This window comes from Acidovorax sp. FG60 (genome assembly GCF_057808995.1).
Genome location: NZ_JBMDJC010000003.1, coordinates 1 through 25,862, shown reverse-complemented (window position 1 = coordinate 25,862; position 25,862 = coordinate 1). Strand labels below are relative to the sequence as shown.

The 25,862-nt window shown below is 66.4% G+C and carries 21 protein-coding genes; 12 read left to right on the top strand and 9 right to left on the bottom strand.

The window, feature by feature from the left end; translation table 11 throughout:
- The first annotated feature begins 193 nt into the window (after positions 1-193).
- Positions 194-643 carry a carboxymuconolactone decarboxylase family protein gene (locus ACODS0_RS05145; RefSeq protein ID WP_488833306.1) on the top strand — a complete coding sequence of 150 codons (450 nt, stop codon included), beginning with the start codon at positions 194-196 and terminating at the stop codon, positions 641-643.
- Between the two features lie 54 nt (positions 644-697).
- Here ACODS0_RS05145 and ACODS0_RS05140 read toward each other — a convergent pair whose 3' ends face one another.
- The 7 genes from ACODS0_RS05140 to ACODS0_RS05110 all read right to left on the bottom strand — a co-directional run bounded on the left by ACODS0_RS05140 (position 698) and on the right by ACODS0_RS05110 (position 11,064).
- Positions 698-2,443 carry a tannase/feruloyl esterase family alpha/beta hydrolase gene (locus ACODS0_RS05140; protein ID WP_488833303.1) on the bottom strand — a complete coding sequence of 582 codons (1,746 nt, stop codon included), beginning with the start codon at positions 2,441-2,443 and terminating at the stop codon, positions 698-700.
- Positions 2,444-2,516: 73 nt separating this feature from the next.
- A complete protein-coding gene (locus ACODS0_RS05135) occupies positions 2,517-4,250 on the bottom strand; it encodes a tannase/feruloyl esterase family alpha/beta hydrolase (RefSeq protein ID WP_488833300.1) in 1,734 nt (577 codons plus the stop codon).
- Between the two features lie 124 nt (positions 4,251-4,374).
- The gene (locus tag ACODS0_RS05130) at positions 4,375-6,075 is read right to left on the bottom strand and encodes an acyl-CoA dehydrogenase family protein (RefSeq protein WP_488833298.1); all 1,701 of its coding nucleotides are present in this window, start codon (positions 6,073-6,075) and stop codon (positions 4,375-4,377) included.
- A gap of 290 nt (positions 6,076-6,365) precedes the next feature.
- Complete coding sequence (locus ACODS0_RS05125; RefSeq protein WP_055399779.1) at positions 6,366-7,355, bottom strand: Bug family tripartite tricarboxylate transporter substrate binding protein; 990 nt, start codon at positions 7,353-7,355, stop codon at positions 6,366-6,368.
- 208 nt (positions 7,356-7,563) lie between these two features.
- On the bottom strand, positions 7,564-8,328 hold the full coding sequence (locus ACODS0_RS05120) for an SDR family NAD(P)-dependent oxidoreductase (RefSeq protein WP_055399781.1): 765 nt from the start codon (positions 8,326-8,328) through the stop codon (positions 7,564-7,566).
- A 37-nt stretch (positions 8,329-8,365) separates the two neighbouring features.
- Positions 8,366-10,234 (bottom strand): feruloyl-CoA synthase, encoded by a 1,869-nt coding sequence (locus ACODS0_RS05115; protein WP_488833295.1) that lies wholly within the window; start codon positions 10,232-10,234, stop codon positions 8,366-8,368.
- Between the two features lie 44 nt (positions 10,235-10,278).
- A complete protein-coding gene (locus ACODS0_RS05110; RefSeq protein ID WP_055399790.1) occupies positions 10,279-11,064 on the bottom strand; it encodes a crotonase/enoyl-CoA hydratase family protein in 786 nt (261 codons plus the stop codon).
- A 159-nt stretch (positions 11,065-11,223) separates the two neighbouring features.
- On the opposite strand from ACODS0_RS05110, the gene ACODS0_RS05105 reads away from it, so the two are divergent.
- The 3 genes from ACODS0_RS05105 to ACODS0_RS05095 are packed head-to-tail and all read left to right on the top strand — an operon-like array spanning position 11,224 to position 15,317.
- The gene (locus ACODS0_RS05105; protein ID WP_488833292.1) at positions 11,224-12,438 is read left to right on the top strand and encodes a thiolase family protein; all 1,215 of its coding nucleotides are present in this window, start codon (positions 11,224-11,226) and stop codon (positions 12,436-12,438) included.
- A gap of 2 nt (positions 12,439-12,440) precedes the next feature.
- Positions 12,441-13,694: a thiolase family protein gene (locus tag ACODS0_RS05100; RefSeq protein ID WP_488833290.1), complete on the top strand. Its 1,254-nt coding sequence runs from the start codon at positions 12,441-12,443 to the stop codon at positions 13,692-13,694.
- 30 nt (positions 13,695-13,724) lie between these two features.
- Positions 13,725-15,317, top strand: coding sequence for an acyl CoA:acetate/3-ketoacid CoA transferase (locus ACODS0_RS05095; RefSeq protein WP_488833288.1), 1,593 nt, complete (start codon positions 13,725-13,727; stop codon positions 15,315-15,317).
- A 77-nt stretch (positions 15,318-15,394) separates the two neighbouring features.
- Here ACODS0_RS05095 and ACODS0_RS05090 read toward each other — a convergent pair whose 3' ends face one another.
- The gene (locus ACODS0_RS05090) at positions 15,395-15,901 is read right to left on the bottom strand and encodes a MarR family winged helix-turn-helix transcriptional regulator (protein WP_121421926.1); all 507 of its coding nucleotides are present in this window, start codon (positions 15,899-15,901) and stop codon (positions 15,395-15,397) included.
- Positions 15,902-16,067: 166 nt separating this feature from the next.
- On the bottom strand, positions 16,068-17,612 hold the full coding sequence (locus ACODS0_RS05085) for a YifB family Mg chelatase-like AAA ATPase (protein WP_488833286.1): 1,545 nt from the start codon (positions 17,610-17,612) through the stop codon (positions 16,068-16,070).
- 224 nt (positions 17,613-17,836) lie between these two features.
- Here ACODS0_RS05085 and ACODS0_RS05080 point away from each other — a divergent pair, with 224 nt between their 5' ends.
- The 8 genes from ACODS0_RS05080 to ACODS0_RS05045 all read left to right on the top strand — a co-directional run bounded on the left by ACODS0_RS05080 (position 17,837) and on the right by ACODS0_RS05045 (position 25,700).
- Positions 17,837-18,568 (top strand): TorF family putative porin, encoded by a 732-nt coding sequence (locus ACODS0_RS05080; RefSeq protein ID WP_121421928.1) that lies wholly within the window; start codon positions 17,837-17,839, stop codon positions 18,566-18,568.
- 46 nt (positions 18,569-18,614) lie between these two features.
- Positions 18,615-18,953 (top strand): P-II family nitrogen regulator, encoded by a 339-nt coding sequence (glnK, locus tag ACODS0_RS05075; RefSeq protein ID WP_010466918.1) that lies wholly within the window; start codon positions 18,615-18,617, stop codon positions 18,951-18,953.
- Positions 18,954-18,994: 41 nt separating this feature from the next.
- On the top strand, positions 18,995-20,533 hold the full coding sequence (gene amt, locus ACODS0_RS05070) for an ammonium transporter (RefSeq protein ID WP_121421929.1): 1,539 nt from the start codon (positions 18,995-18,997) through the stop codon (positions 20,531-20,533).
- A 261-nt stretch (positions 20,534-20,794) separates the two neighbouring features.
- A complete protein-coding gene (gene glcE / locus ACODS0_RS05065) occupies positions 20,795-21,931 on the top strand; it encodes a glycolate oxidase subunit GlcE (protein WP_228897706.1) in 1,137 nt (378 codons plus the stop codon).
- A 47-nt stretch (positions 21,932-21,978) separates the two neighbouring features.
- A complete protein-coding gene (locus tag ACODS0_RS05060) occupies positions 21,979-22,779 on the top strand; it encodes a YoaK family protein (RefSeq protein ID WP_488833282.1) in 801 nt (266 codons plus the stop codon).
- 42 nt (positions 22,780-22,821) lie between these two features.
- On the top strand, positions 22,822-24,072 hold the full coding sequence (glcF, locus tag ACODS0_RS05055) for a glycolate oxidase subunit GlcF (RefSeq protein WP_488833280.1): 1,251 nt from the start codon (positions 22,822-22,824) through the stop codon (positions 24,070-24,072).
- Positions 24,073-24,125: 53 nt separating this feature from the next.
- The gene (locus tag ACODS0_RS05050; RefSeq protein ID WP_488833278.1) at positions 24,126-24,740 is read left to right on the top strand and encodes an excalibur calcium-binding domain-containing protein; all 615 of its coding nucleotides are present in this window, start codon (positions 24,126-24,128) and stop codon (positions 24,738-24,740) included.
- A gap of 93 nt (positions 24,741-24,833) precedes the next feature.
- A complete protein-coding gene (locus ACODS0_RS05045) occupies positions 24,834-25,700 on the top strand; it encodes a ProQ/FINO family protein (RefSeq protein WP_431151539.1) in 867 nt (288 codons plus the stop codon).
- Positions 25,701-25,862 lie beyond the last annotated feature (162 nt).

Here is a 25,862-nt window from a genome sequence, read left to right as displayed (position 1 = left end):
ACCGCATTGGCGCCTGCTCCGTCTGCCTTGGCCGTCACGGTGTTGGGCACATTGCCTTATTTCATCCTGGTGACCACGGCGATGTCCGCTGCCATTTCTCCAGCCTCTGTCACAGCGCCCTCACGCTAAACGTCTTGGTAGCAGGAGGCCAATATCGCCCTCCGCCCAACATTCAACGTAAAGGAACTGCTGTATGAATCGCGCTGTCTGGTTCAATGTATCGCCCGAGGGTGCCAAGGCCATCGGGACGCTGCACCACTTTGTCACCCAGGGCACAGGCCTGCCCAGCTTGCTGACGCACCTGGTCTTCCTGCGCGTGTCGCAGATCAACGCGTGCGCGCACTGCATCGACATCCACACGCGTGACCTGTTGGCGGAAGGCATGTCGGTGGAGAAGGTGGTGCTGGTCCCTGTGTGGCATGAGGCGGCGTACCTGTTCTCCGAGCAGGAGCGCGCCGCGCTGGCGTGGGCCGAGGAGGTGACCCGCGTGAGCGAGACCCATGCCTCTGATGAGGCCTATGCGGCCGCGCTGGCCGTGTTTGGCGAGAAGGACCTGGTGGACCTGACGCTCACAATTGCCGCCATGAATGCGATCAACCGCATGGGCGTCAGCTTTCGCATGAAGCCTCGCGCCAAGGCGTAAAAAGAAAAAAGGGAAGCCCGGCTTGCGCCGGGCTTCCCACATTTCAAGCGCTGATCACTTACAGCTAAAACTGCTCGCACTCTCCACATCCCCCGTCCCGTTGTAACGCGCCACCTTCGGGTACGCACACAGCGGCCGGGTGCGGTTGGCAGACCAGCTGGCAGGCAGCTCGTTGTTAACCACCTTCGCCCCCGCACCGCGCGCGTTCGCCGTCACGCTGTCGGGCGCCTTGCCCTGTTCCACCCACGCCACCAGCGGGGCCAGCATGTCGAACTGGTCGGTGGCGGGGCCGCCGGAGCAGTGGTTCATGCCGGGCACCAGGTACAGGCGGGCAAAGTCGTCGGCCTTGCCGCCTTGGGTTGCCTGCACGCGGTCCATCCAGTTCGCGGTGTCGATGGGCGAGAACACGCCGTCGGCCACGCCGTGGTAGACCATCATCTTGGCGCCCCGGTTGCGCAGGGCGCCCAGGTCGGCCGCGTTGGGCGGCGTCATGTACGACCAGGATGACTCGGTGTAAACAGGCGTGGTGGCGAACATCTTGGGGTAGTCCGTCTCCAGGCTGTAGTTCAGCGCGTACTGCAGGCCGGTGGTGGCCTTGAAGGCGTCCAGGGTGGAGGGCGGTGTGGTGAACAGGAAGGCCACGGCGCCCGCGTCGCGCGTGGTGGGGGCGTTGAAGTGCCAGAACGCAAAATTGCTACCCGCCACGCCGGGGTCGAACCAGGTGCCGGTGTACAGGGCTTCGCCCTTGCCGTTTTGGGGCCCGGCAAAGATGCTGGCCAGCACGTTCTTTTGCTCAGCAGAGATGCAAGATCCATCCCGAGCATTGTTGGCCGCAGTGCAGGTGGGCACGTCGCGCTGCAGGTTGAAGGCGGCCTGGCAGGCTTGCACGTCGTTCACCTGGCCGTCGGTGGCGCCGTCCAGCGCGTCGCAGCGCTCCACGATCTTGCGGCCGATGAGCTGGAATTCGGCGGGGCTCACGGCCTTGGTCAGGTCGGGCTGGCCGTTGGCGTCCTTGGTGGCCACCTTGGCGTACTGCTGGGCCTTCCACAGCTGGGCCGTGGCAGCCTTGGGCAGGCTGAAGCCGGGGTTGCCCGCCAGGATGCCGTCGTACTGGTCGGCATAGCGCGATGCGGCCACCATGGCGTGGCGCCCGCCGTTGGAGCAGCCGGCGATGTACGAGCGGTCGGGGCCTTTGCCGTAGGCGTTTTTGATCAGGTCCTTGGCCATGGGCGTGAGGGTGCCCACGGCCTGGTAGCCGTAGTCGCGGCGGGCCTGCGGGTCCAGCCCGAAGAAGGGCGTGGGCGCGCCGTGGCCCGCGTCGGAGCTGAGCACCGCAAAGCCTTGCACCAGGCCGGGGGCCACGGGCGCAGCGCCGCTCACCGCGCCGAGCGCGGTCACCACGCTGCCGTCCAGCCCGCCGTTGGCCTGGTGCAGAAAGCGGCCGTTCCAGTGGACGGGCAGGCGGATCTCAAAGCCGATGGCGTAGCTGGCGCCATCCACGGGGCCGGTGCGCTCTTTCATCTTGCCCTTGACCAGGCAGTGCGCGGGCGCCTGTGTGGTGTTGCCCTGCAGGGTGATCGGGCCCTCGGCCACCATCTCTGCCGAGGTGATGCGCGTGTCGGGCAGCGCAAGGCTCTGGGCCAGCGTGGTGCAGTTTTTCAGCGTGGCGGGTGTGGCGGCGCCGAGTTGCGGTGGGGGCGTGGTGCGCGGCACGCTGGCGCAGCCCGCCAGCAGCGTGGCGGTGCCAAGGGCCGTGGCCAGTGCCGACAGGGGGAGGGAGCGCGGGAGGAGGTGAGGCATGCGATGTCTCCAGGTGGGCGGGGGAAGGGCGCAGTCAAAAAAGGCCCTGGCCGCAGTGGCCAGGGCCGGGGCACTACTTGCAGCTGAAGCTGCTGGCGTTTTCGATATCACCCGTGCCGTTGTAGCGCGCCACCTTGGGGTAGGCGCACAGCGGGCGGGTGCGGTTGGCAGACCAGCTGGCGGGCAGCTCCAGGTTGGCACCGGCGGCATTGCCAGCGCCGCGCGCCTGGGCGATCACCTTGTCGGGGGCCTGGCCCTTTTCGACCCAGTTGACCAGCGGGGTCAGCATGTCGAACTGGTCGGTGGTGATGCCGCTGCCGCAGTGGCCCATGGCGGGCACGGGGAACAGGCGCGCAAAGTTGCTCGCATCGCCCTGGTTGGCAGCGGCCACGCCCTTGTACCAGTTCACGGTGTCGTCGTATGAGAACACGGCATCGCCCGTGCCGTGGAACACCATGACCTTGGCGCCACGGCCTTTCAGCTTGGCCAGGTCGGTGGGGTTGGGCGGCGTCATGAACGACATGGACGATTCGGTGAACGTGGCGTTGGTGGCAAAGATGGAGGCGGCCAACTGGTCAATGTTGGCCGTGGCCAGCGTCTGCTGCACGGGGGGCGTGCTGAACACGGTGCCCGAGGACAATGGGTCCAGCACCTGGCCGATCACGAACTCCCAGGTCGCCCAGTCCTGGTTGGCGATGCCGGGGTCCAGCGGGAAGGTGCTGTAGATGGCGGCGCCTGCCGATGTCTTGGCCCCGGTGTGGATCTCGGCCACCATCGTCTTTTGTTCGGCAGTGAGGCAACTGCCATCGCGCGCGCCGGTGCAGGTGGGCACGTCGTCGTTCAGCTTGAACTGGGTCTGGCAGGCCGCCACATCGCCCACGATGCCGTCGGTCACGCCGTCCAGCGCATCGCACTTGGCCAGGATGCGGTTCGATACCAGCGTGCGCTCGGCGGGGTTGAATGCGGTGCCGATGTCGGGCACCGGAAAGCCGCCCAGCCAGGCGGGCGCGGTGGTCATGGCGCCGGGCGTGGCCAGGGCCGCGTACTTCTTGGCGCCCCACACCTGGCTGACTGCTGCCTTGGGCAGGTTGAAGCCTGGGTCGCCCGCGAGGAAGCCGTCGTATTCATTGGCCAGCCGCGACATGGCCACCATGGTGTGGCGCCCGCCGTTGGAGCAGCCGCCGAAGTACGAGCGGTCTGGCGCGCGGCCATAGGCCAACTCGATGGCGTTCTTGGCCATGGGTGTGAGCTTCTGGGGCGCCTGGTAGCCGTAGTCCAGGCGGGCTTGCGGATCGAAACCGAAGGTGTTGTTCTGTGCGCCGGTGTGGCCGGCATCCGAACTGATGACCGCAAAGCCTTGGAGCAAGGCGCTGGTCACCTGCACGCCCGAGCTGTAGCTGCCGGTGGCGGGCACCACGCTGCCGTCCAGCCCGCCGTTGGCCTGGTAGTAGAAGCGGCCGTTCCAGGCGTTGGGCAGGCGCATCTCGAAACCGATGGCGTAGTTCTTGCCATCCACAGCGCTGACGCGCGAGTGCATGGTGCCGGTGATCTGGCAGTGCGCTGCCACGGGGGTGCCCGCCACGGTCAGCGTACCTGCCGCTACGGGGCTGGCCGCCGTGATGGTGGTGTTGGGAAAGTTGATGCGTGCGGCCAGGTCGCTGCACGATTTCAAGCTGCCCGGGTTGGCGGCTGCCAGCTGCGGCAGCCCTGCATCTGACGATCCCCCTCCGCACCCGATCAGCAGGGCTGCCGGCAGGGCCGACAGGGCGAGGGGGTGGATGCGCATTCTTCTTTTCGTAATGGTCATGCTGTTGTCTCCGTTTGTTATCTGAGGCCCAGGGAAACCCGCAGCGCGGCCTCAATGCACTGCAGGAGTTGGTGCAGCCCTACCAGCGATTGCTACTAATGTTGTAGCTGTTAGCGCTTGTCCATCAAGCGCTGGCGGCCAATTTGTTTTTGATTTCCAGAGACTGTGCAATGCGTTGGCGCAGGATGGCGGCGCGCATGTCGAATTCGGGCAGCACCCACTGGGTGAGTGCCTGGGCAGGGGCGTTCCAGCGCTCGCCGTGGCTGGCCGCGCCGATCTGGCACCAGGCCCAGTCCAGCAGCACCAGCGCCACGGCGCGCAGGTAGTCGTCGGCCACCCAGTAGGGCAGTTCGGCGTCGGACTGGGCGGCAATCGCCAGCGTCTGTGTGATCTCCACCAGCGCATGGCGGCGTGCGCTGGCCGCAGGGCTGGGCGCTGTGCCGGGCAGTGTGGTCAGCAGCGTTGCCAGGCCCTGGCCGCCATCGGCCAGCACCTTGCGCACCAGCAGGTCAATCGCCTGGATCTCGTTGGTGCCCTCGTAGATCATCGCCACGCGCGCATCGCGCACGATCTGCTCGATGCCCCATTCGCGCACATAGCCGTGGCCGCCAAACACCTGCAGGCAGGCGCTGGCGCCGTGGAAGCCCTGTTCTGTGAGCGCGGCCTTGAGCACGGGCGTGACCAGTGCACACCAGCGCTGGGCGGCGGCGCGCTCGCCCGCGTCGGTGCTGTGTTTGGCCACATCGAGCTGCAGTGCCGTGTGGTAGGCCAGCACACGGCCGCCGTCGATCCAGGCGCGCTGGGTTTGCAGCGTGCGGCGGATGGCGGGGTGGTCCTGGATGAGGCTGGTGTCTTTGGCGCCGGGCGCGCGCATCTGGCGGCGCTCTGCCGCATAGGCGCTGGCCTTTTGCCACGCGGCCTCCAGCAGGCCAATACCTTGCAGGCCCACATGCAGGCGCGCGGCGTTCATCATCACGAACATGGCGTTCAGGCCCTTGTTCGGCTCGCCCACCAGCCAGCCGGTGGCGTCGTCAAAGCGCATCACGCAGGTGGGGCTGCCGTGCAGGCCCATCTTTTCTTCGATGCGCTCGCACACCACGGCGTTGCGCTTTCCGTCCGGCAAGACCTTGGGCACCAGGAACAGCGACAACCCCTTGGGGCCCGCCGGTGCATCGGGCAAACGTGCCAGCACCAGGTGCACGATGTTGTCGGTGAGGTCGTGTTCACCGCCCGAGATAAAAATCTTGCTGCCGTTCACCCGCGCGCTGCCGTCGGGCTGCAGCACGGCGCGTGTGCGTACCAGGCCCAGGTCGCTGCCCGCGTGGGCTTCGGTCAGGCACATGGTGGCCAGCCATTCGCCGGTGGCGACCTTTTCCAGGTGCTGGGCCTTCAGGGCATCGCTGGCGTGGTGCTTGATGCATTCGTACGCGCCATGCAGCAGGCCGGGCGCCATGGTCCAACCGTGGTTGGCACCGGCCAGCCATTCAAACAGCACACATTCGAGCACCGCAGGCAGGCCCTGGCCGCCGTCCTCGGGCGCGCACGACAGCGACGGCCAGCCCGCCTGCCAAAAGGCCTGGTAGGCATCGCGAAATCCTGCGGGCGTGTGCACTTTGCCTGCGTCAAACCGGCAGCCTTCCTCATCGCCCGTGCGCTGCAACGGGGCGATGGCGCTGTCCACAAACTTGGCGGCCTCGTCCAACACCTGCGCAGCCAGCTCGCCATCGGTGTCGGCAAACGGCGCCAGCGCCTGCCAGCGGCTGGGCGCCTGCAACACGTGGGTCAGCAGATGCTGGATGTCGGCAAGGGCTTGGCGTGCTCGCATTAAATGCTCACTATTTGATAGCTATTGGCGCTTGATGGATAAGCGCTGGAGGCCGTTTTCTTCTGAATTTCGTCTGCACAAGCCTGGTGGCTGCTTGCGCGCTGGCTTCGACAGGCTCAGCCCGAACGTGTGAGGTGGGTCGCTGCAGTGATGGCGCAGTGCCCTGTGTAGTGACCCAAGCCGCAAACACTGTCGCGGCCGAGGCCAGCGCCACCGTGGAACTGGCTTTGCCAGGCCACGGGTGGCGTCCCCCCTCAGGGGGGAAGGCGCGTCAGCGCCTCAGGGGGGAATCAAGAATCTGCGGTGAAACCAATCTTCTTGATCAGCGGACCCCAGGTGTCGTACTCGGCCTTCTGCCAGCGCGCTTGTTCCTCAGGCGTGGAGCCGTGGGGCATCAGACCCACGATGGCCAGGCTGTCGATGACCGACTTTTCCTTCAGGGCGGCGTTGATGGCAGCGTTGGCGGCGGCAATCACGGGCTTGGGCGTGGCGGCGGGGGCGTAGAAGCCAAACCATTCTTCGGTGGTCAGCTCGGGGAAGCCCTGCTCGGCGAACGTGGGCACATCAGGAACGTACTGCGAGCGCTTGGGGCCCGAGGTGGCCAGGATGCGCAGCTTGCCCGCCTTGTAGTTGGCGATGAAGTCACCGTGCGGCGTGACCATGGCAGCCACCTGGCCGCCCACCACGTCCGTCACGCCCGGGATGGAGCCACGGTAGGGCACGTGGCGCAGGTCCACGCCGCTGTTGATGCCCAGCAGCGCACCCAGGAAGTGCGGTGTGGAGCCCGCGCCGGGCGAGCCGTAGCTGGCGTCCTTGGGGTTGGCCTTGGCCCAGGCCAGGAAGTCCTTCACGTTCTTCACGCTGGCGGGCACCATGGGGCCCACGGCCAGGCCGTGGTGCATCACGGCGGCAATCGACACGGGCGCGAAGTCCTTGTCGGTGTAGTTCATCTTGCTGTAGATGTGCGGGTAGTTGGCAATGGCCGAGACCTGCGCCAGCGCCAGCACCGAGCCGTCGGCGGGTGCTGCCTTCAGCGTCTCCAGCGCAATGCGGCCGCCCGCGCCGGGCTTGTTTTCCACCACACCCGCGTTCTTGCTGAAGGCGCTGCCGCCCCATTTTTCTGCCACGCGGCGGGCCACGGTGTCGCCCGAGCTGCCAGCGGGGAAGCCGAAGTACACCTTCACCTGGTCTACCTGGGCGTGGGCAGCAAAGGGATGCAGGGCGCCCAGCGCGGCGCTGGCGCCAAAGGCCTGGACGAGTTGTCGGCGGGTGATGGTCATGGTGTTGTCTCCTGGTATGACGGGGTAAAACTCAAAAAATTTGAACGGGGCTTTTCACGCCCTCTCGTTATCTGGCAAATGGCGACGCATTTCCTGAGGCGCTCCAAACGGGCGCTGCATAAGCCAGCGCCACCGTGGAACTGGCTTTGCCAGGCCACGGGTGGCGTCCCCCAGGGGGGGATGGCGCGAAGCGACTCAGGGGGGCTTCTCATCTCGGCGCCATGCGCAGTGCGCCATCGAGGCGGATGACTTCGCCGTTGAGATGGCCGTTGGTCACGATGTGGCAGGCCAGCTCGGCAAACTCCTCGGGCTTGCCCAGGCGTGGCGGGAAAGGGATGCTGGCGGCAAGCGATTGCTGCACGGCCTCGGGCAGCTCCTTCATCAGCGGCGTGGCAAACAGGCCGGGCGCCACGGTGCACACGCGGATCGCGTGCTGTGCCAGGTCGCGCGCCATGGGCAGCGTCATGCCCGCCAGGCCCGCCTTGGAGGCGCTGTAGGCCTGCTGGCCCACCTGGCCGTCAAAGGCGGCGACGGAGGCGGTGAACATCATCACGCCGCGCTCGCCGTTGTCCAGCACGTCGAGCTTGCTGCAGGCGGCGGCAAACAGACGGCTCACGTTGTAGGTGCCGATCAGGTTGATGTTGACCACGCGCACAAAGTCTTCCAGCGGCGCGGCACTGCCATCGCGCTGCACCACGCGTTTGGCGCTGCCGATGCCTGCAACATTCATGAGAATGCGCGCGGGGCCGTGGGCGGCGGCGGCCTTGTCGATGGCGGCCTGCACGCTGGCGGCGTCGGTGATGTCGCAGGGGCAGGCTACGCCACCAATGTCTGCGGCGACTTTTTCAGCCAGTTCGGCATTGCGGTCCAGCACCGCGACCTTGGCGCCCTGGGCGGCCAGTGCGCGTGCGGTGGCTTCACCGAGGCCCGATGCGCCGCCGGTCACGAGGGCGGCTTGTCCTTGAATCTGCATGGTGGTGTCCTTGGGTAGTCGTTCAGTTCAGGTCAATTCATTTCTGGGGCACGAGGGTGAATGGCAACTTGCCTTCGTGCATGGCTTCCACCAGGTTGGCGCGGTGTTTGAGCACGGCGCGCTGGTTGATGGAGCCCTTGTCGGTGATCTCGCCCTTGTCGAGCGAGGGCGGCTCGGCCATCAGGTGCATGCGGGCCACACGCGTGGCACTGCCAGTGGCTTGTGCGGCCAGCTGGTTGATCACCTGCTGAAAGTGCTGCTGCACGGGCGCGCTCTCCAGCACCTGTGGCAGGCTGGCGTCGCTGGGCAGCCCCGCCAATGTGCGGATATGGGGCGTGGGGATCAGCAGCGCGCCCACTTCCTTGAGGTTGATGCCGGTGATGACGGCGTCCTGCACATAGGGTGCGCAGGCCGCGATGATCTTGGCGCGCATGGGGCCCACGCTCACGAAGGTGCCGGTGCTGAGCTTGAAGTCCTCGGCAATGCGGCCGTCAAACTTCAGGCCCTTGTTGTGGTCGGCCTCGTCGATCCACTTCACGGCGTCGCCGGAGCAGTAGAAACCTTCTTCGTCGAACGCCTCTTGCGTGGCCTCGGCGTTGCGCCAGTAGCCCTGCGTGATGTTGGGGCCGCGATAACGCACCTCGACCTTGCCATCAATCGGCACCAGCTTCAACTCCAGCCCCGGCGTGGGCACACCGATGTCGCCCGCCTGCACGTTGGGGCTGTTCACGGCCACGCAGAAGGGGCAGCCCTCGGTCATGCCCAGGCCGGTGTTCATCACGATGCGCTCGCCCACCTCCTGCTCGGCCACTTCAAAGAGGGCATCCCAGATGGGTTGCGAGAGTGCGGCAGCGGCAAAGAAGAACATTTTCACGCGGCTGAGCAGGTTCTTGCGCAGCTGCGCGTCGGTCTTCATGGTGTGCGCCAGCACCTCAAAGCCCGTGGGCACGTTGAAGTACACCGTGGGCGCGATCTCGCGCAGGTTGCGGATGGTCTCGGCCATGCCCGCGGGCGTGGGGCGGCCTTCGTCCAGGTACAGCGTGCCGCCGTTGTAGATGACGATGCCGAAGTTGTGGTTGCCGCCGAAGGTGTGGTTCCACGGCAGCCAGTCCACCAGCACCAGGTCTTCCTCGGCCAGCACGGGCATGGACTGGTTCATCTGCTGCAGGTTGGCGGCCCACATGCCGTGCGTGATGATCACGGCCTTGGGCGCCTTGGTGGAGCCCGAGGTGAACATGAATTTGGCGATGCTGTCGCCCGTGATGGCGGCGTGCGCGGCGTCCACGGCGGGTGTCGCCTCGGTGGCCAGCAGCGCGCTGAATGGGGTGGTACTGCGGCCGGGCAGGGTGCCCTCGATCAGCGCCACCTCTACGTCGGCGCCCACCGTGGCGTTGATGGCGGCGGCAAAGCGCTCGCCGCTGCTCGCAAACACCAGGCCGGGCGTGAGGGTGTCGATGGCGTGGCGCAGCTTGTCGTAGTCCTTGCTCACAGTGGAGTAGGCGGCCGACACGGTGCATTGCGGCACGCCCGCCACCAGGCAGCCCAGCGACAGCAGGGCGTGCTCCAGGTCGTTTTCGCTGAGCATGACCACGGGGCGGTCGGCGCTCAGGTTGCGGTCCAGCAGCGCCTGTGCAATGCGGCACGCACTGTCCCATGCCTTGCGGTAGCTGATGTGCCGCCAGTCGCCCAGGCTGCCGTCGGCGTTCTTCACACGCTGCGCCATCCAGGTGCGGTCGGGCGTCGTCTGCGCCCAGTGCGCCAGGCGGTCGGTCAGGCGCACGGGGTGGGGCTGCAGGTCTTGCGTGGCGCGCACATAGACCACGCCGTTGTCGCCCTGGCGGGTGGTGACCTCGGTCACGCCAAAGCGCAGCGGCCGGTAGCGGGGGGTGGGGGCGATTGCCATCATGGGTGCTTTCAAGAACTCACTGGCGCGGGCGGGGGCTCGCATCTTCAGGCCTTCTGGACCTTGGCTGCCTTGCCGTCGAGGAAGGCGCGCACGCGGGCCTTGGCTTCGGGCGCGCTCTGGGCAATGGCGGCCATCATGGCTTCGGTCATCAGGCCCTGGTCGGACGGCTGCTCGGCAATGCGGGGCAGCGCGTGCATGAGTGCGTAGTTGGTCAGCGGTGCGTTCTGCGCAATGCGCTGGGCCAGCTCAAAGGCCTTATCGAATGCGGTGCCGGTGGGCACGAGGTATTGGGCAAAACCCACACGCTCGCCGTCCACGGCGTTGTAGACGCGGCCGGTCATCATCATGTCGGTCATGCGGGCCGTGCCGATCAGGCGCGGGATGCGCACCGCACCGCCGCCGCCCACAAAGATGCCGCGCGAGCCTTCGGGCAGTGCGTAGAAGGTGGATTCATCGGCCACGCGGATGTGGCAGGCGCTGGCCAGCTCCAGCCCGCCGCCCACCACCGCACCGTGCAGCGCGGCCACCACGGGCACGGGGCCGAACTGCACGCGGTCCAGCGCTGCATGCCACATGCGCGAGTGGTGCAGGCCCTGGCCCGCGTCGCGCTCTTTCAGCTCCGAGAGGTCGAGGCCCGAGCAGAAGTGTTCGCCATCGCCATCGATCACGGCGGCGCCCACGCTTGCGGGCAGGTTGTCCATCACGTCGCGCAGCGCCAGGATCAGGCCGTCGTTCAAGGCATTGCGCTTGGCGGGGCGGGTGAGGCGGATGACCGCGATTTCCTCGCGTTCGCCACGGATTTCAAGGGAGATGTCGGAGTTCTTGGTCATGGTGGTGTGAGTGAGTTAGGGAAATTATGGTTATCAAAAATAACTAAAACAAGGCCGCAAGGCCGCTCTTTGCTAGGGGGTTTCCCTAGCTTTTCAAGTGACTCATATGGTTATGATAAATAACTAAAATTGGTGCGCAATCCAAGCAAGGACCCTGTCATGAACGCCTTCATCCCCTACGGTATCTACTGGTCGTCCCCGTTTGCCAAGTGGCAGGGCACGCTGGCCAACCTCAACGCGCTGCCGCTGGCCGCTGCGGTGGGCAAGCAGGCGCTCACCGCGCGCGGGTACGACCTGGCCGCGGTGGACCTGGCGATCCTCGGCATCACCAACCCGCAAAAGGGCAGCTTCTACGGCCTGCCCTGGGTTACCGGCATGATGGGTATCGACCGTGTGGCCGGGCCCACGGTGCAGCAGGCCTGCGCCACCAGTGTGCGCGCGCTGCAGATGGCCGCGCAAGAAGTGGCGTGCGGCACGGCCACCAGCGCGCTGCTGGTGATGGCCGACCGCCAGTCCAACGGGCCGGTGGTGTACTACCCCGACTCCAGCGGCACCGGCGGCTACGGCATTACCGAGCACTGGGTACCCGACAACATGGGCCACGACCCGTATGCCAAGAACCCCATGCTGCAGACGGGCGAGAACGTGGCCGCGCGCTATGGCATCAGCACCGAAGAGCAGCACGCGCTCAAGCTGCACCGCTACCACCAGTACCAGGAGGCGCTGGCCGACGACCGCGCCTTCCAAAAGCGCTACATGGCCGATGTGCCCGTCACCGACTCCAAGTTCCGCAAGCAGACCGGCACGCTGAGCACCGATGAAGGCATCTTCCCGACCACCGCCGAAGGCCTGGCCAAGCTCAAGCCCGTCAAAGAGGGTGGCACGGTGACCTTCGGCGGCCAGACGCATCCGGCCGACGGCAACGCGGGCGCCATCGTCACCACGCGCGAACGGGCCCGTGCCGTGGCGACCGACCCCGGCATCGAGGTCGAGATCCTGGGCTTTGGCATGGCGCGCGTGGAGGCGGGTTACATGCCCATGGCACCGTCGCCTGCCGCGTTCAACGCGCTCAAGAACGCGGGCCTTTCCATCAGCGATGTGGCGGCCATCAAGACGCACAACCCCTTTGCCGTGAACGACATCGCCCTGGCGCGCGACACCGGCTTTGCCTGGGAGCGCATGAACAACTACGGCAGCTCCATCATCTGGGGCCACCCCCAGGCACCCACCGGCATGCGCGCCATCATCGAGCTGATCGAAGAGCTGGTGCTGCGCGGCGGCGGCGTGGGCCTGTTCACCGGCTGCGCTGCGGGCGACACCGGCTATGCCACCGTGCTGCGGGTGACCGACAGCAAAACCACTTCCAAGGCCTGACCATGACTACCACTTCGACAAGCTCTTTCTCCGCGCCCCTGAACGCCTGGCTGGTGGACGGCGTGCGAACGCCCATGGTCGATTACTGCGGCCCGCTGGGCCATGTGTCGCCCACCGACATGGGTATCAAGGTGGCGCGCGCCGTGCTGGAGCGCAGCGGCGTGCCCGCAGCCGATGTGGGCTCGGTCATCACCGGCTCCATGGCGCAGGCCGATTTCGACGCCTTTGTGCTGCCGCGCCACATTGGCCTGTATGCAGGCGTGCCGCAGGCCGTGCCCGCCATCCTGGTGCAACGCATCTGCGGCACGGGCTTTGAGCTGTTCCGCCAAGCTGCCGACCAGATCGCGCTGGGCTACACCGACGTGGCGCTGGTGGTGGGCACCGAGTCCATGACGCGCAACCCGATTGCGGCCTACACACACCGCACTGGCTTCAAGCTGGGCGCGCCCGTGGAGTTCAAGGACTTCCTGATGGAGGCGCTGATCGACACCGCCGGCCCCGTCACGATGATCGAGACAGCCGAGAATCTGGCCAAAAAATACGACATCACCCGCGAGGACGTGGACGCCTACGCCTCGCAGTCCTTTGCCCGCGCGCTCAAGGCGCAGGAGGATGGCTTTCTGGCGGGCGAGATCGTGCCAGTGACCAGCGAAAAGTTTGAACTGGAAGGCTACGCCACGCGCGGCATCACGCTGCCTCGCAAGGTGGCCCAGCTGGACCGCGACACCCATCCGCGCCCCTCGCCGGTTGAAGCCCTGGCCGCGCTGCGCACGGTCTACCCCGGTGGCGTGCAAACGGCCGGCAACAGCTCGGCCCTGGTGGACGGCGCCGTGGGCGCCGTGGTGGCCAGCGATGCCTATGTGCAGCAGCGTGGCCTCAAGCCCCTGGCGCGCCTGCGCGGTGTGGCCGCTGTGGGTGTGGCGCCCGAGTACATGGGCATCGGCCCGGCCCCGGCCATTCGCGCGCTGCTGGCACGCACCGGCCTCACGCTGGATGACATCGGCCTGTTCGAAATCAACGAAGCCCAGGGCGCACAGACCCTGGCCGTGGGGCGCGAGCTGGGGCTCGACCTGAACAAGCTCAACGTGAACGGCGGTGCGATTGCCCTGGGCCACCCGCTGGCCGCCACCGGCGTGCGCCTGACCGTGACGCTGGCGCGCGAACTGCGCCGCCGTGGGCTGCGCTACGGCATCTCCAGCGCCTGCGTGGGCGGCGGTCAGGGCATTGCTCTGCTGATCGAGAACCCCGACGCCTGAACCCTGAACCCACATTTTGCAAAGCACACCATGAAAATCATCACCGCAGCCCAGGCCGGGGCACTCATCCCCGACAACGCCACCATCTTCCTGGGCGGCTTGGCCGTCTCCAGCCTGCCCGAGGAAGTGCTCAAGGGCGTGGAAAAGAACTTTCTGGAGACCGGCCACCCGCGCAACGTGACCACCTGGGCCTGCGGTGCCATTGGCAACAGCAAGGACGCAGGCATGGTGCACTTTGCCCACCCCGGCATGATCAAGCGCACGGTGGCCGGCCACTTTGGCCAGACCGGCGCTGAGATGATGAAGATGGTGTTTGATGGCGAGGTGGAGGCCTACAACTTCCCGCAGGGCAGCCTGTCGCACCTCACGCGCCACATTGCCAGCCGCAGCCCGGGGCTGCTCACCAAGGTGGGACTGGGCACCTTTGTGGACCCGCGCATCGAAGGCGGCAAGCTCAACAGCAAGTCCACCGAAGACCTGGTCAAGCTCGTCGAATTCAACGGCGAGGAGTGGCTGTTCTACCCCTCACCCAAGGTCGATGTGGCCATCATCCGCGGCACGCTGGCCGATGAGAACGGCAACATCACGCTGGACAAGGAAGGTGTGCTGCTGGAGCAGATCAACATCGCCCACGCGGCCAAGGCCTGCGGCGGCATCGTGATCGCGCAGGTGGAGCGCATCGTGAAGGCGGGCAGCCTGCACCCCAAGTCGGTCAAGGTGCCGGGCGTGTCGGTGGACTACGTGGTGGTCAGCCAGCCCGAGAACCACATGCAGACCATCACCACGCAGTTCAACGCCGCGCTGTGTGGCGATGTGCGCGTGCCGGTGAACTCGCTGGCGCCCATGGCACTGGACGAACGCAAGGTCATCGCACGCCGCACCGCGCTGGAGCTGAAGCCGGGTGCCATCACCAACCTGGGCATCGGTATTCCGGCCGGTGTGCCGTCGGTGGCGGCGGAAGAGGGCGTGGCGGACCAGTTCACGCTGAGCGTGGAAAGCGGCATCACCGGCGGCATTCCGGCGCAGCTGGGCGACTTTGGCACGGCCTACAACGCCGACGCGATCATTGAGCAGTCACTGCAGTTCGACTTTTACGACGGCGGCGGGCTGGACGCGAGCTTCCTGGGCCTGGCGCAGGCCGACAACCACGGCAACGTGAACGTGAGCAAGTTCAACGGTCGGCCCGTGGGCTGTGGCGGCTTTGTGAACATCACGCGGTCGACCAAGAACCTGGTGTTCTGCGGCACCTTCACGGCGGGGGGCCTGGAGGTGAAGGTGGCCGACGGCCAGCTCACCATCGTGAAGGAGGGCCGCTCGCGCAAGTTCATCGAGAAGGTCGAGCAGATCACCTTCAACGGGCTGGATGCTGCCCAGCGGGAGCAGAACGTGCTCTTCGTGACCGAACGCGCCGTGTTCCACCTGACCACCGAAGGGCTGGAGCTGACCGAGATTGCGCCCGGCATTGACCTGGAGCGCGACGTGCTGGCGCACATGGGCTTCAAGCCGATCATGCGCAATGTGAAGACCATGGATGCGGGCCTGTTCCACGAAAAGTGGGGCGGACTGGCTGCGGCCATGGCCGCGAAGTCTGACGCGGTGGCACCGGCGGCCGCAGGCCAATAAACGGGGCGCAGGAGCGGCCCGAAGCCGGGCACAAAACCAAAGACCAAGGGGCGCTGGCTGCAGCGCCCCTTTTTTTGTCAGGCCCCGTCGCGGGCGTAGACCTTTTGCAGCAGGCGGATCAGCGTCTTGCGCTCGGCGGCCGTGAGGCCTGCGGTGGCGTCCACCTCCAGCTGCGCGGCGGTCTGCTCGGCCTGGGCCGTCAGCTCCACACCGGCGGGCGTCAGGTGCAGGCCCATGGCGCGGCCGTCGCTGGGGTGGGGGCGGCGCTCGATCAGGCCGCGCCGCTCCAGCGCAGCCACCAGGCCCACCAGGTTGGGCGGCAACACGCCCAGCGTCACGCACAGCTGGCGCGAGGTCACGCCCGGGTTGTGCGCCACCAGCGACAGCACCGAAAAATCCACCACCTTGAGGCGGTACACCGCCATGCGCTCCATGAACACCTCGATCACGGCCAGCGATGCGCGCCGCGCGTTGTAGCCCACCAGGGTGCGCAGAAAGCCGGTATCCACCGATTCGGGTGCGGGCGCCGGGTTGGCTGGAACCATGGAGGCGGTGGTCTTTTTGGTGGGGCGAACGCTGGACATGGGGTGATTGTGGCGGGGGGTGGGCGGGGGTTGGCAGCAGGTTGCGCGGAAATTTGATTCAAATCAGCCGCTAGCGCTTATTTGACGGATATATATTGCTATAAAAATTATAGTAATTGATGTGTGGCAGGCGACACACACGGTGCAGCATTGGCGCCTGTGGCTCTCAGACGGGGCTGCGCAGCACGCGCCGGTATTGCACGGCCTCGGCCACATGGCCCACTTCGGTCGAGGGTGCACCCGCCAAGTCGGCAATGGTGCGCGCCACCTTCAGCGCACGGTGCGTGCTGCGGGCCGACCAGCCCAGGCGGGCGGCGGCGGTGTTGAGGAATTTGGCGGCGGCATCCTGCAGGTGCAGGTGGGTGTCGATCTCCTGGCCCTGCAGCGCCTGGTTGGTCTTGCCTTGCCGCGTCAGTGCCACGGCGCGGGCCTGCGCCACGCGTTCGCGGATCGCCTCGCTGGCTTCGCCCGCGGGTGCCTGCACCAGCTGGTCGGCGGGCAGGGCGGGCACCTCCACATGCAGGTCAATGCGGTCCAGCAGCGGGCCGCTGAGCTTGGCCTGGTAGCGGTTCACCTGGTCGGGCGTGCAGCGGCACGCGCGCTGGGTGGAGCCCAGGTAGCCGCATGGGCAGGGGTTCATGGCCGCGATCATCTGGAACCGGGCAGGGAAATCCGCACGCTGCGCCGCTCTGGAGATGGTGATGTGTCCTGTCTCCAGCGGTTCGCGCAGGGCCTCCAGGGCAGCACGCGGAAACTCGGGCAGTTCGTCCAGAAACAAGATTCCGTTGTGCGCCAACGAAATTTCGCCGGGCCTGGGGGGTGATCCGCCGCCCACCAGGGCCACTGCGCTGGCGGTGTGGTGTGGCGCGGCTGTGGGCCTGTGGCCCCACTGGTCGGTGCGAAAGCGCCCGGCTAGGCTGGCAATGGCGGCGCTCTCCAGCGCCTCGTCCACGGTCATCGCGGGCAGCAGCCCCGCAAACCGCAGCGCCAGCATCGACTTGCCCGACCCCGGCGGCCCGGCCATGAGCACGCTGTGCCCGCCAGCGGCAGCAATCTCGAGCGCGCGTTTGGCGCTGGCCTGGCCTTTCACGTCGCACATGTCGGGGCCTGCTGTGCTCGCCGCCATGGGGGTGGCCTGCAGGCGGGTCCAGCCGTCGTTGGCCACGTCGGCATCGCCCGCAGCCACGCTGCCCGGCGGCAGGAAGGCGCGCACCACATCCAGAAGATGCCGTGCGCGCACCACCCGCGCGGCGGGCACCAGGGCGGCCTCTTCAGCGCTGCCGGGGGGCAGCACCAGTTGCGCGGTGATCTGCTGGGTCTGCAGCGCCAGGCTGGTGGCCAGCGCGCCGCGCACGGGGCGCAGTTCGCCCGACAGCGACAGCTCGCCCGCAAACTCATAGCCCGCCAGACGGCTTGCGTCCACCTGCCCGCTGGCGGCCAGGATGCCCAGTGCAATCGGCAGATCGAAGCGCCCTGAGTCCTTGGGCAGATCGGCTGGTGCCAGGTTTACCGTGATGCGCTTGTTATGCGGGAACTCCAGCCCCGCGTTCTGCAGCGCCGAGCGCACCCGTTCGCGGGCCTCCTTGACCTCCACCTCGGCCAGGCCCACCAGCGTGAAGCTGGGCAAACCATTGGCCAGATGCACTTCGACGGTGACAGAAGGCGCCTGCAGCCCCAGAAGGGCGCGGCTTTGCACCAAAGCAAGACTCATGAAGCGGTTTCTCCCCAGATGGGTGCGTTTTATGGTTTTTTAGCGCGGCCCTGTTGTGTAGTGCACCAACAAGGTGCAACATGGTCCGCGCGCACACCGTCACTGTACTTGGGGATCGGTGTAACGCAACGCAACGGCGATGTGAAGGCGATGCAATGGTTGCACTGGCGTGGCACGGTCCGTGCTTAAAACGCTTGTCCCTACTTTGTCCAACCGGAGGAAACATGACCCGCGCCATCATCAAGACCCTGGGCGTTGCCCTTGTTGCAACCCTTCCCATGCTGGCCAGTGCCCAGCTCACCGGCAATGTCAGCCTGACCACCAACTACAAGTTCCGTGGCCAGGACCAGGACGTTTCCAAGTCCAAAGCGGTCAAGCCTGCACTGCAAGGCGGTTTTGACTACGCCTTCGGCGACACCGGCTGGTACGTGGGTAACTGGAACTCCAGCGTGGACTGGCTTGCCAACAACTCGCTCGAATCCGACCTGTACGGCGGCTACAAGTTCAAGGCTGGCGGCGCTGACCTGGACGTGGGCGCCCTGACCTACATCTACCCTGGCAACAGCAACGGCAACACCACCGAGCTGTATGGCGCGGCCACCATGGGCCCCTTCACTGCCAAGTATTCGCACACCATCTCCAAGGACTACTTCGGCTTTGCCGGCGCCAAGGCTGGCTCGGGCCTGAAGGGCCGCAACACCGGCTACCTGAACTTCGCGTTTGCGCAGGAAGTTGCCCCCAGCGTGACGGTGAAGGCCTCGGTCGGCTTCACGCGCTTTGCCAGCGACATCAAGGACCTGGGCGTGCCCAACTACATGGACTACAGCGTGGGCGGTGCCTACGACTTCGGCGGTGGCCTGTCGCTGGGCGCGGCCGTGGTCGGCGCCAACAAGAAGGCCTTCTTCGGCCACGTCAACAAGTCGCGCGTGATCGTCACGCTCACCAAAACCCTGTAAGCAAGTCTCAATGGGCGCTTGCTGCGCCCATGTCGGAGGAACCAAAATGAAAATGGTGACAGCCATCATCAAGCCCTTCAAGCTGGACGAGGTGCGTGAAGCGCTTTCGGACATCGGCGTGCAAGGCATCACGGTCACTGAGGTCAAGGGCTTTGGCCGCCAGAAGGGCCACACCGAGCTATACCGCGGCGCGGAATACGTGGTTGACTTCCTGCCCAAGGTCAAGATCGAAGCCGCTGTGGCGGACGACCTCGTGGACCGCGTGATCGAGTCCATCGAGAGCGCCGCCCGCACCGGCAAGATCGGCGACGGCAAGATCTTCGTGACCCACCTGGAGCAGGTGGTGCGCATCCGCACTGGCGAAACCGGCAAGGAAGCGCTGTAAGGGCGCGGCCGTACTACATCCAAGAAGAGAAACGAAACGCCATGAAAAAACTGCTTGCTTCCTTCATTCTGGGGCTGGGTCTGCTGACCATGGGCAACTTGTCCCTGGCACAGGCGCCCGCCGCCTCCGAGCCGGCTGCTGCCGCGCCCGCTGCTGCCGCAGAAGCCCCGGCTCCTGCTGCTGCCGCAGCCCCCGCAGCGGCAGCGGCCGCCGCTCCCGCAGCTGCCGCCGAGGCACCCGCTCCTGTCCCCAACAAGGGTGACACCGCCTGGATGATGACCTCCACCATCCTCGTGATCCTGATGGTCTTGCCCGGCCTGGCGCTGTTCTACGGTGGCCTGGTGCGCAGCAAGAACATGCTGTCCGTGCTCATGCAGGTGATGGTCACGTTCTCGATGATCGTGGTGCTGTGGTTCATCTACGGCTACAGCCTGGCCTTCACCGAAGGCGGCGCGTTCATCGGTGGCTTCGACCGCCTGTTCATGAAAGGCATCTGGGACAACGCCGCAGGCACGTTTGCCAACGCGGCCACGTTCAGCAAGGGTGTCGTGATTCCTGAAGTGGTGTTCGCCGCCTTCCAGGCCACGTTCGCCGGCATCACCTGCGCCCTGATCGTCGGTGCGTTCGCAGAGCGCATCAAGTTCAGCGCCGTCATGATGTTCATGGTTCTGTGGTTCACCTTCAGCTACCTGCCCATTGCCCACATGGTGTGGTTCTGGATGGGCCCTGACGCCTACGCCTCCAAGGAAGTGGCCGACGCCATGACCGGCAAGGCTGGCCAGATCTGGCAGTGGGGTGCTCTGGACTTCGCTGGCGGTACCGTGGTGCACATCAACGCCGCTGTGGCGGGCCTGGTGGGCGCGTTCATGGTGGGCAAGCGCATCGGTTACGGCAAGGAAGCCATGGCGCCTCACAGCCTGACGCTGACCATGGTCGGTGCCTCGCTGCTGTGGGTGGGCTGGTTCGGTTTCAACGCCGGCTCTGCCCTGGAAGCCAACGGCTTTGCCGCCCTGGCCTTCATCAACACGCTGGTGGCCACCGCCGCTGCCGTGCTGGCATGGTGCATCGGCGAAGCGCTGATGCGTGGCAAGGCTTCGATGCTGGGTGCAGCTTCGGGTGCCGTGGCCGGCCTCGTGGCCATCACGCCTGCCGCTGGCAACGTCGGTATCGGCGGCGCCCTGGTGATCGGCCTGGTGGGCGGTTTTGCCTGCCTGTGGGGTGTCAACGGTCTCAAGAAGCTGCTGGGCGCGGACGACTCGCTCGACGTGTTCGGCGTGCACGGCATCGGCGGTATCGTGGGTGCCCTGCTGACCGGCGTGTTCAACGCCCCTGGCCTGGGTGGCCCTGGCTATGTGGCCGACTGGGTGACGGCAACGATGGTGACATCGGCCGACTACTCCATCGCCGCGCAAGTCTGGACACAAGCCAAGGCTGTGCTGCTGACCATCGTGTGGTCGGGTGTGGTCTCCTTCGTCGCCTACAAGATCGTTGACCTCACGGTGGGCCTGCGTGTCACGGAAGAAGACGAACGCGAAGGCCTGGACATCACTTCGCACGGCGAGACGGCGTACAACCGCTGATCTGCCTGCACCCCACGCGCTGCGGTGTCTGGTGGCACCGCAGCGTCGCAACAAGAACAAGCGAGTCACTCCTCTGGTTGTTGAGCCCGCCGGCAACGGCGGGTTTTTTTCGTACCGGTGGGGGGCTCGCTGTTGGCTTTGGCAGGGTAGCCAAGGCATGTTCCCCCAGACAACTTGTCCGCAGGACCGAGTCCTTTGCACGCGCCCTGTTCAAAAAATTCACGCACTGCGGGTGTAGCACCGGACATGGCTGCCGCTACGATGCAAGGCATGGACCTCGCCCTTGCCCAGATCACCGAACGTGTGCGCACCGCCGCCGCCGACCAGACTCCCTTGCGCATCCGAGGCGGGGGCACCAAGGATTTTCATGGCCTGGCACTGCATGGTGAAGTGCTCGACACGCGGGTGCTGCGCGGCATCGTGAGCTACGAGCCGAGCGAGCTGGTTGTCACCGTGCGGGCGGGCACCCCGTTGGCCGAGTTGGAGGCCGCGCTGGCCGAACAAGGCCAATGCCTGCCTTTTGAGCCCCCGCATTTCGCCAAGGCCTCCTCGGATGCCGCCACCGTGGGCGGCATGGTCGCGGCAGGCCTCTCAGGCCCCGCCCGCGCCAGCGTAGGGGCTGTGCGCGACTATCTTCTGGGCGTGACCCTGCTCAACGGCAAAGCCGAGCTGCTGACTTTTGGCGGCCAGGTCATGAAAAACGTGGCGGGGTATGACGTGTCCCGCCTCATGGCCGGTGCCTGGGGCACGCTGGGTTTGCTGACCGAGGTCAGCCTCAAGGTGCTGCCCGTGGCGCCCGGCGAGGCCACGCTGCGGTTTGACGACATCAACCAGGCCGACGCATTGCGCAAGCTGCACGCCTGGGGCGGCCAGCCGCTGCCCCTGAACGCCAGCTGCTGGGTGCAAGACGGTGGCGTGGGCACGCTCTATGTGCGCCTGCGCGGCGCCGTGGCGGCGGTCGAGGCCGCCTGCAAAACGATGGGTGGCACGCGCATGGACAACGCCACGGTGGCCGCCGACTGGACGGCCTGCCGCGAGCAGACCCTGCCCTGGTTCACCGCACGTGCTGCACAGCCCGGCCACGCCCTGTGGCGCCTGTCCGTGCCCGCCACGGCCCCGGTGCTGAGCTTGCCGGGCGGCGCGCAGCCGCTGGTCGAGTGGCATGGCGCGCTGCGCTGGGTGCAAGCGCCCGAATCCGCAGGCGACGCCCTGCGCGAAGCCGCTCGGGCTGTGGGTGGAAATGCTTCTATTTTTGTAGCTGCTAGCGCAGGTGGGACAAGCGCCAGTGGCACATTTGACCTTCAGTCCAAGGCGCTGGAACACATCCACGCCCGGCTCAAACACAGCTTTGACCCGGCTGGCATCTTCAACCCCGGCCGCATGGCGCGGGCCTGGTAGGCGGGGTCAGTTCCATCACCACCACCGTTTTCACCGTCACCTTGGCCATGCGACGCCTTCGCCACCTCACCGGAAACCGCCGCACGGTCGCCAGCAACCGGGTGCTGGGCCTGCTGCTGGCGTTCAATGCGGGGGCCGTCAATGCAGGGGGCTTTCTGGTGGTGCACCTGTACACCTCGCACATGACCGGCTTTTTGTCCTCGCTGGCCGACAACCTGGTACTGGGCCAGATGAAGATCGTGCTGGGTGCCATCGGTGCGCTGTGGGCCTTCATGTCGGGCGCAGGCACCACGGCCATCATGATCAACTGGGCGCGCCAGCGCAAGCTGCGCAGCACCTTTGCGCTGCCGCTGGTGCTGGAGTCCGTGCTCATGCTGCTGTTCGGCCTGGTGGGGGCCATCACGCTCACCTGGCCCACACCGTTTGCCGTGCCGCTGGCGGTGTTGCTGCTCTCCTTCATCATGGGCCTGCAGAACGCCACGGTGACCAAGATGTCGTCGTCGCAGATCCGCACCACCCACATGACGGGCGTGGTGACCGACCTGGGCATCGAGATGGGCAAGATGCTCTACTGGAACCGCACCGGTACCGCGCCCGAATCACAAGTGCGCTCCAACCAGGCCCGGCTGCGGCTGTTTGCCGGGCTCGTCGCCATGTTTTTGGTGGGCGGTATTGCAGGCGCGGCGGGCTTCAAGCATGTGGGCTTTGTGTTTGTGGTGCCGCTGGCGCTGGTGCTGCTGGCCCTGTCGCTGCCCCCGCTGTGGGCCGACCGCGCAAGGCTGCGCAACCCCTTGCGCAAGCCGCTGGCGCTGGAAGCGCCCTTGGACCCACCGACCGCGCCGCGCTGAATCGGCCCTGATCTTTTTTGTCTCTTCGCCCAGGCATGCACCATGCAAACCCAGCTCTCCCCTGAATACCGCGCCCGCGCCGATGGCTTGGAGGCCGAATCCATCCTGCGCAAATGCGTGCACTGCGGCTTTTGCACCGCCACCTGCCCCACCTACCAGCTGCTGGGCGACGAGCTGGATGGTCCGCGCGGTCGTATCTACCTCATCAAGCAGGTGCTCGAAGGCGAGACCCCCACGCGCAAGACCCAGATGCACCTGGACCGGTGCCTGACCTGCCGCAACTGCGAAAGTACCTGCCCGAGCGGCGTGCAATACGGCCACCTGGTGGACATCGGCCGCAAGATCGTTGATGAAAAAGTGCCTCGCCCCGTGGGCGAAAAAGCCCTGCGATGGGCGCTGAAGGAGGGGTTGCCCTCGCCCCTGTTTGCCCCTGCCATGAAGGCCGGGCAACTGGTGCGCGGCCTGCTGCCCGCATCCCTCAAGGCCAAGGTGCCCGCGCCCCAAAATGCCGGCGCCTGGCCCACACGCGAGCATGCCCGCAAGGTGCTCATGCTGGCGGGCTGCGTGCAACCGGCCATGATGCCCAACATCAACACCGCCACCGCCCGCGTGCTGGACGCCGTGGGCATCCAGACCGTGATCGCACCCAAGGCCGGCTGCTGCGGCGCCGTCAAGTTCCACCTCAACGACCAGGAAGGCGGCAAGGCCGAGATGCGCGCCAACATCGACGCCTGGTGGCCGCTGGTGGAGCAGGGGGTGGAGTCCATCGTCATGAACGCATCCGGCTGTGGCGTGACGGTCAAGGAATACGGCCACATCCTCAAAGACGACACGATGTACGCGGCCAAGGCCGAGCGCATCAGCGCCCTCACGCGCGACCTGTCGGAGCTGCTGCCTGACCTGTTGCCCGAGCTGGCGCATAAGCTCGCCGGTCGCGTGCAAAAGCCCGACACGCTGTTCGCCTACCACCCGCCCTGCACGCTGCAGCACGGCCAGAAGCTGCGGGGCGGGGTGGAGATGCACCTGAACCAGCTGGGCTTCAAGCTGCGCGCGGCGCGCAACGATGCCCACCTGTGCTGCGGCTCGGCGGGCACCTATTCCGTGCTCAACCCCGAGCTGTCGTACCAGCTGCGCGACCGCAAGCTCGGCGTGCTCGGCGAAGCCTTTGGCGACCAGCCTCCGGACATGATCCTGTCGGCCAATATCGGCTGCATCACGCACCTGCAAAGTGGCACGGGCACACCCGTGCGGCACTGGGTGGAGGTGCTGGACGAGGCGCTGCGCGGGCAGTGACTTTGTTGTCCAGCCGCTACGATGGCACCCTGCATTTTTAGAAGGGGGAGGCCATGCGATTCGAGGGGAAACTCACGCAGTGGAATGACGACCGTGGTTTTGGCTTCATCACGCCCGTTCCTGCCGGCCAGGACGTGTTCGTGCACATCTCCGGGTTCCCGCGCGACGGTCTGCGACCCCAGTTGAGCGAGACGCTGAGTTTCGAAATCACGCTGAACAAAGATGGCAAGAAGCAGGCGGTCATGGTGCGCCGTGACCGCGCTGTCTCAGCGGTGCCCTCTACCGCTCCTGCGACTGCGCGCCGTCGTGCAGGGGCGGCGCGCTCGGAGCCCAAGGGGCTGCCCACCCGCGTCGTTGTCTTCGTGATTGCCTGCGCGATTTTGGCGGCCGCCTACTGGCACTTTGACCGGCGCACACAGCGGGCCACTGCTGCGCGGGCGGAGGCTGAGGCAGAGTCTCTGGAAGCGCGGCAGCAGCGTGCCCCCGTCGTCCCGGCGCAGCCGTTGACATCGCTGTACCGCTGTGACGGCCGCCAACACTGTTCGCAAATGACTTCGTGTTCGGAGGCCAAGTTCTTCCTGCAGAACTGCCCCGGTGCAAAGATGGACGGGAACGGCGATGGAGTTCCTTGCGAGCAACAGTGGTGCACCCATCCGCTGGCAAAGTAGCCCGCCAGCCAAGGCTGTTTGGCACCCGTATCCCCAACGCTGGCATGATCGAGGGTTTTGTCGCCCCCATTTTTGCCCCGGAACTGCACCGCCATGACCGACTCCGTGTCCGCACAAGAACAACCCCACACAGCCCCTGTCGAACCCTTGGCAGCGCCTGTGGCAGCCGCGCCCACGGAGGCTGGGGCTCCCCCCCAGCGTACAGGGGGCTCGCGCCGTGGTGGCCGCAACCGCCGCAATGCTGACGGGCGCCAGGCGCCCCGGAGCGCGGAGGGAGCAGAGGGCGCCACCGTGCCAGCAGGCGCCCCGGGCCCGCGTGCGCCCCAGCGTGTTCACCCCGCGCTGGAACAACTGGCGGGGCTCTATCCCCATCTGTTTGGCGCCGTGTTCCGCCCGCTCAAGCGCGGCATCTTCCAGGACCTGCTGGCCGCCCACCCCGAGCTGTTCGAGCGTGAAGCGCTCAAGGTGGCGCTGGGCATCCACACCCGCTCCACACGGTATCTGCAAAGCGTGGCGGCGGGCGACAAGCGCCATGACCTGCAAGGCCAGCCTGTGGAAGACATGGCGCCCGAGCATGTGCACCACGCGCTGCTGGAGGTCTACCGCCGCAAGAAGGCCCGCGCCACCGAAGACCTGCTGCCCAAGCTGCGCAACCGCATGATTGCCGCGTTCGAGGCCTCGGGCCTCACGCGCGAGGCGTATACCGAGCTGGTGCAAAGCCGCGACGAGGCCGCCAACGCCATCCTCGAAGAAGCCTTTGCCGAATGGGCAGCCCGCAATGCCAAGGACGAAGCCCTGCTGCGCGCCTTTGAAGCCAGCGGCCAGACGCTGGAGGCCTTTGCCGACATGTACGGCATGGTGCCTCGCACTGCGGCCCAGCAGGTCGAACGCGCGCGCCGCTTGGCCGCCGCGCGGGCCCAGGCCACCGTGGCTGCGGCGCCTGAGGGCCAAAGCAGCTAAGGCCAGCGCGGCCCGGGCCGAGGGGGCCTAGAATCTCCCCGCGACCCGGTTCATGGGTTGCCGTAAGCGTCTAGAACGTGTTTGCGGTCTTTTCGGGGCCGCGCAAGTGCCTTGCCGGGATGGGTTGCCAGGCGCGGTGCGCAGTGGATAGCCCGGCTATCC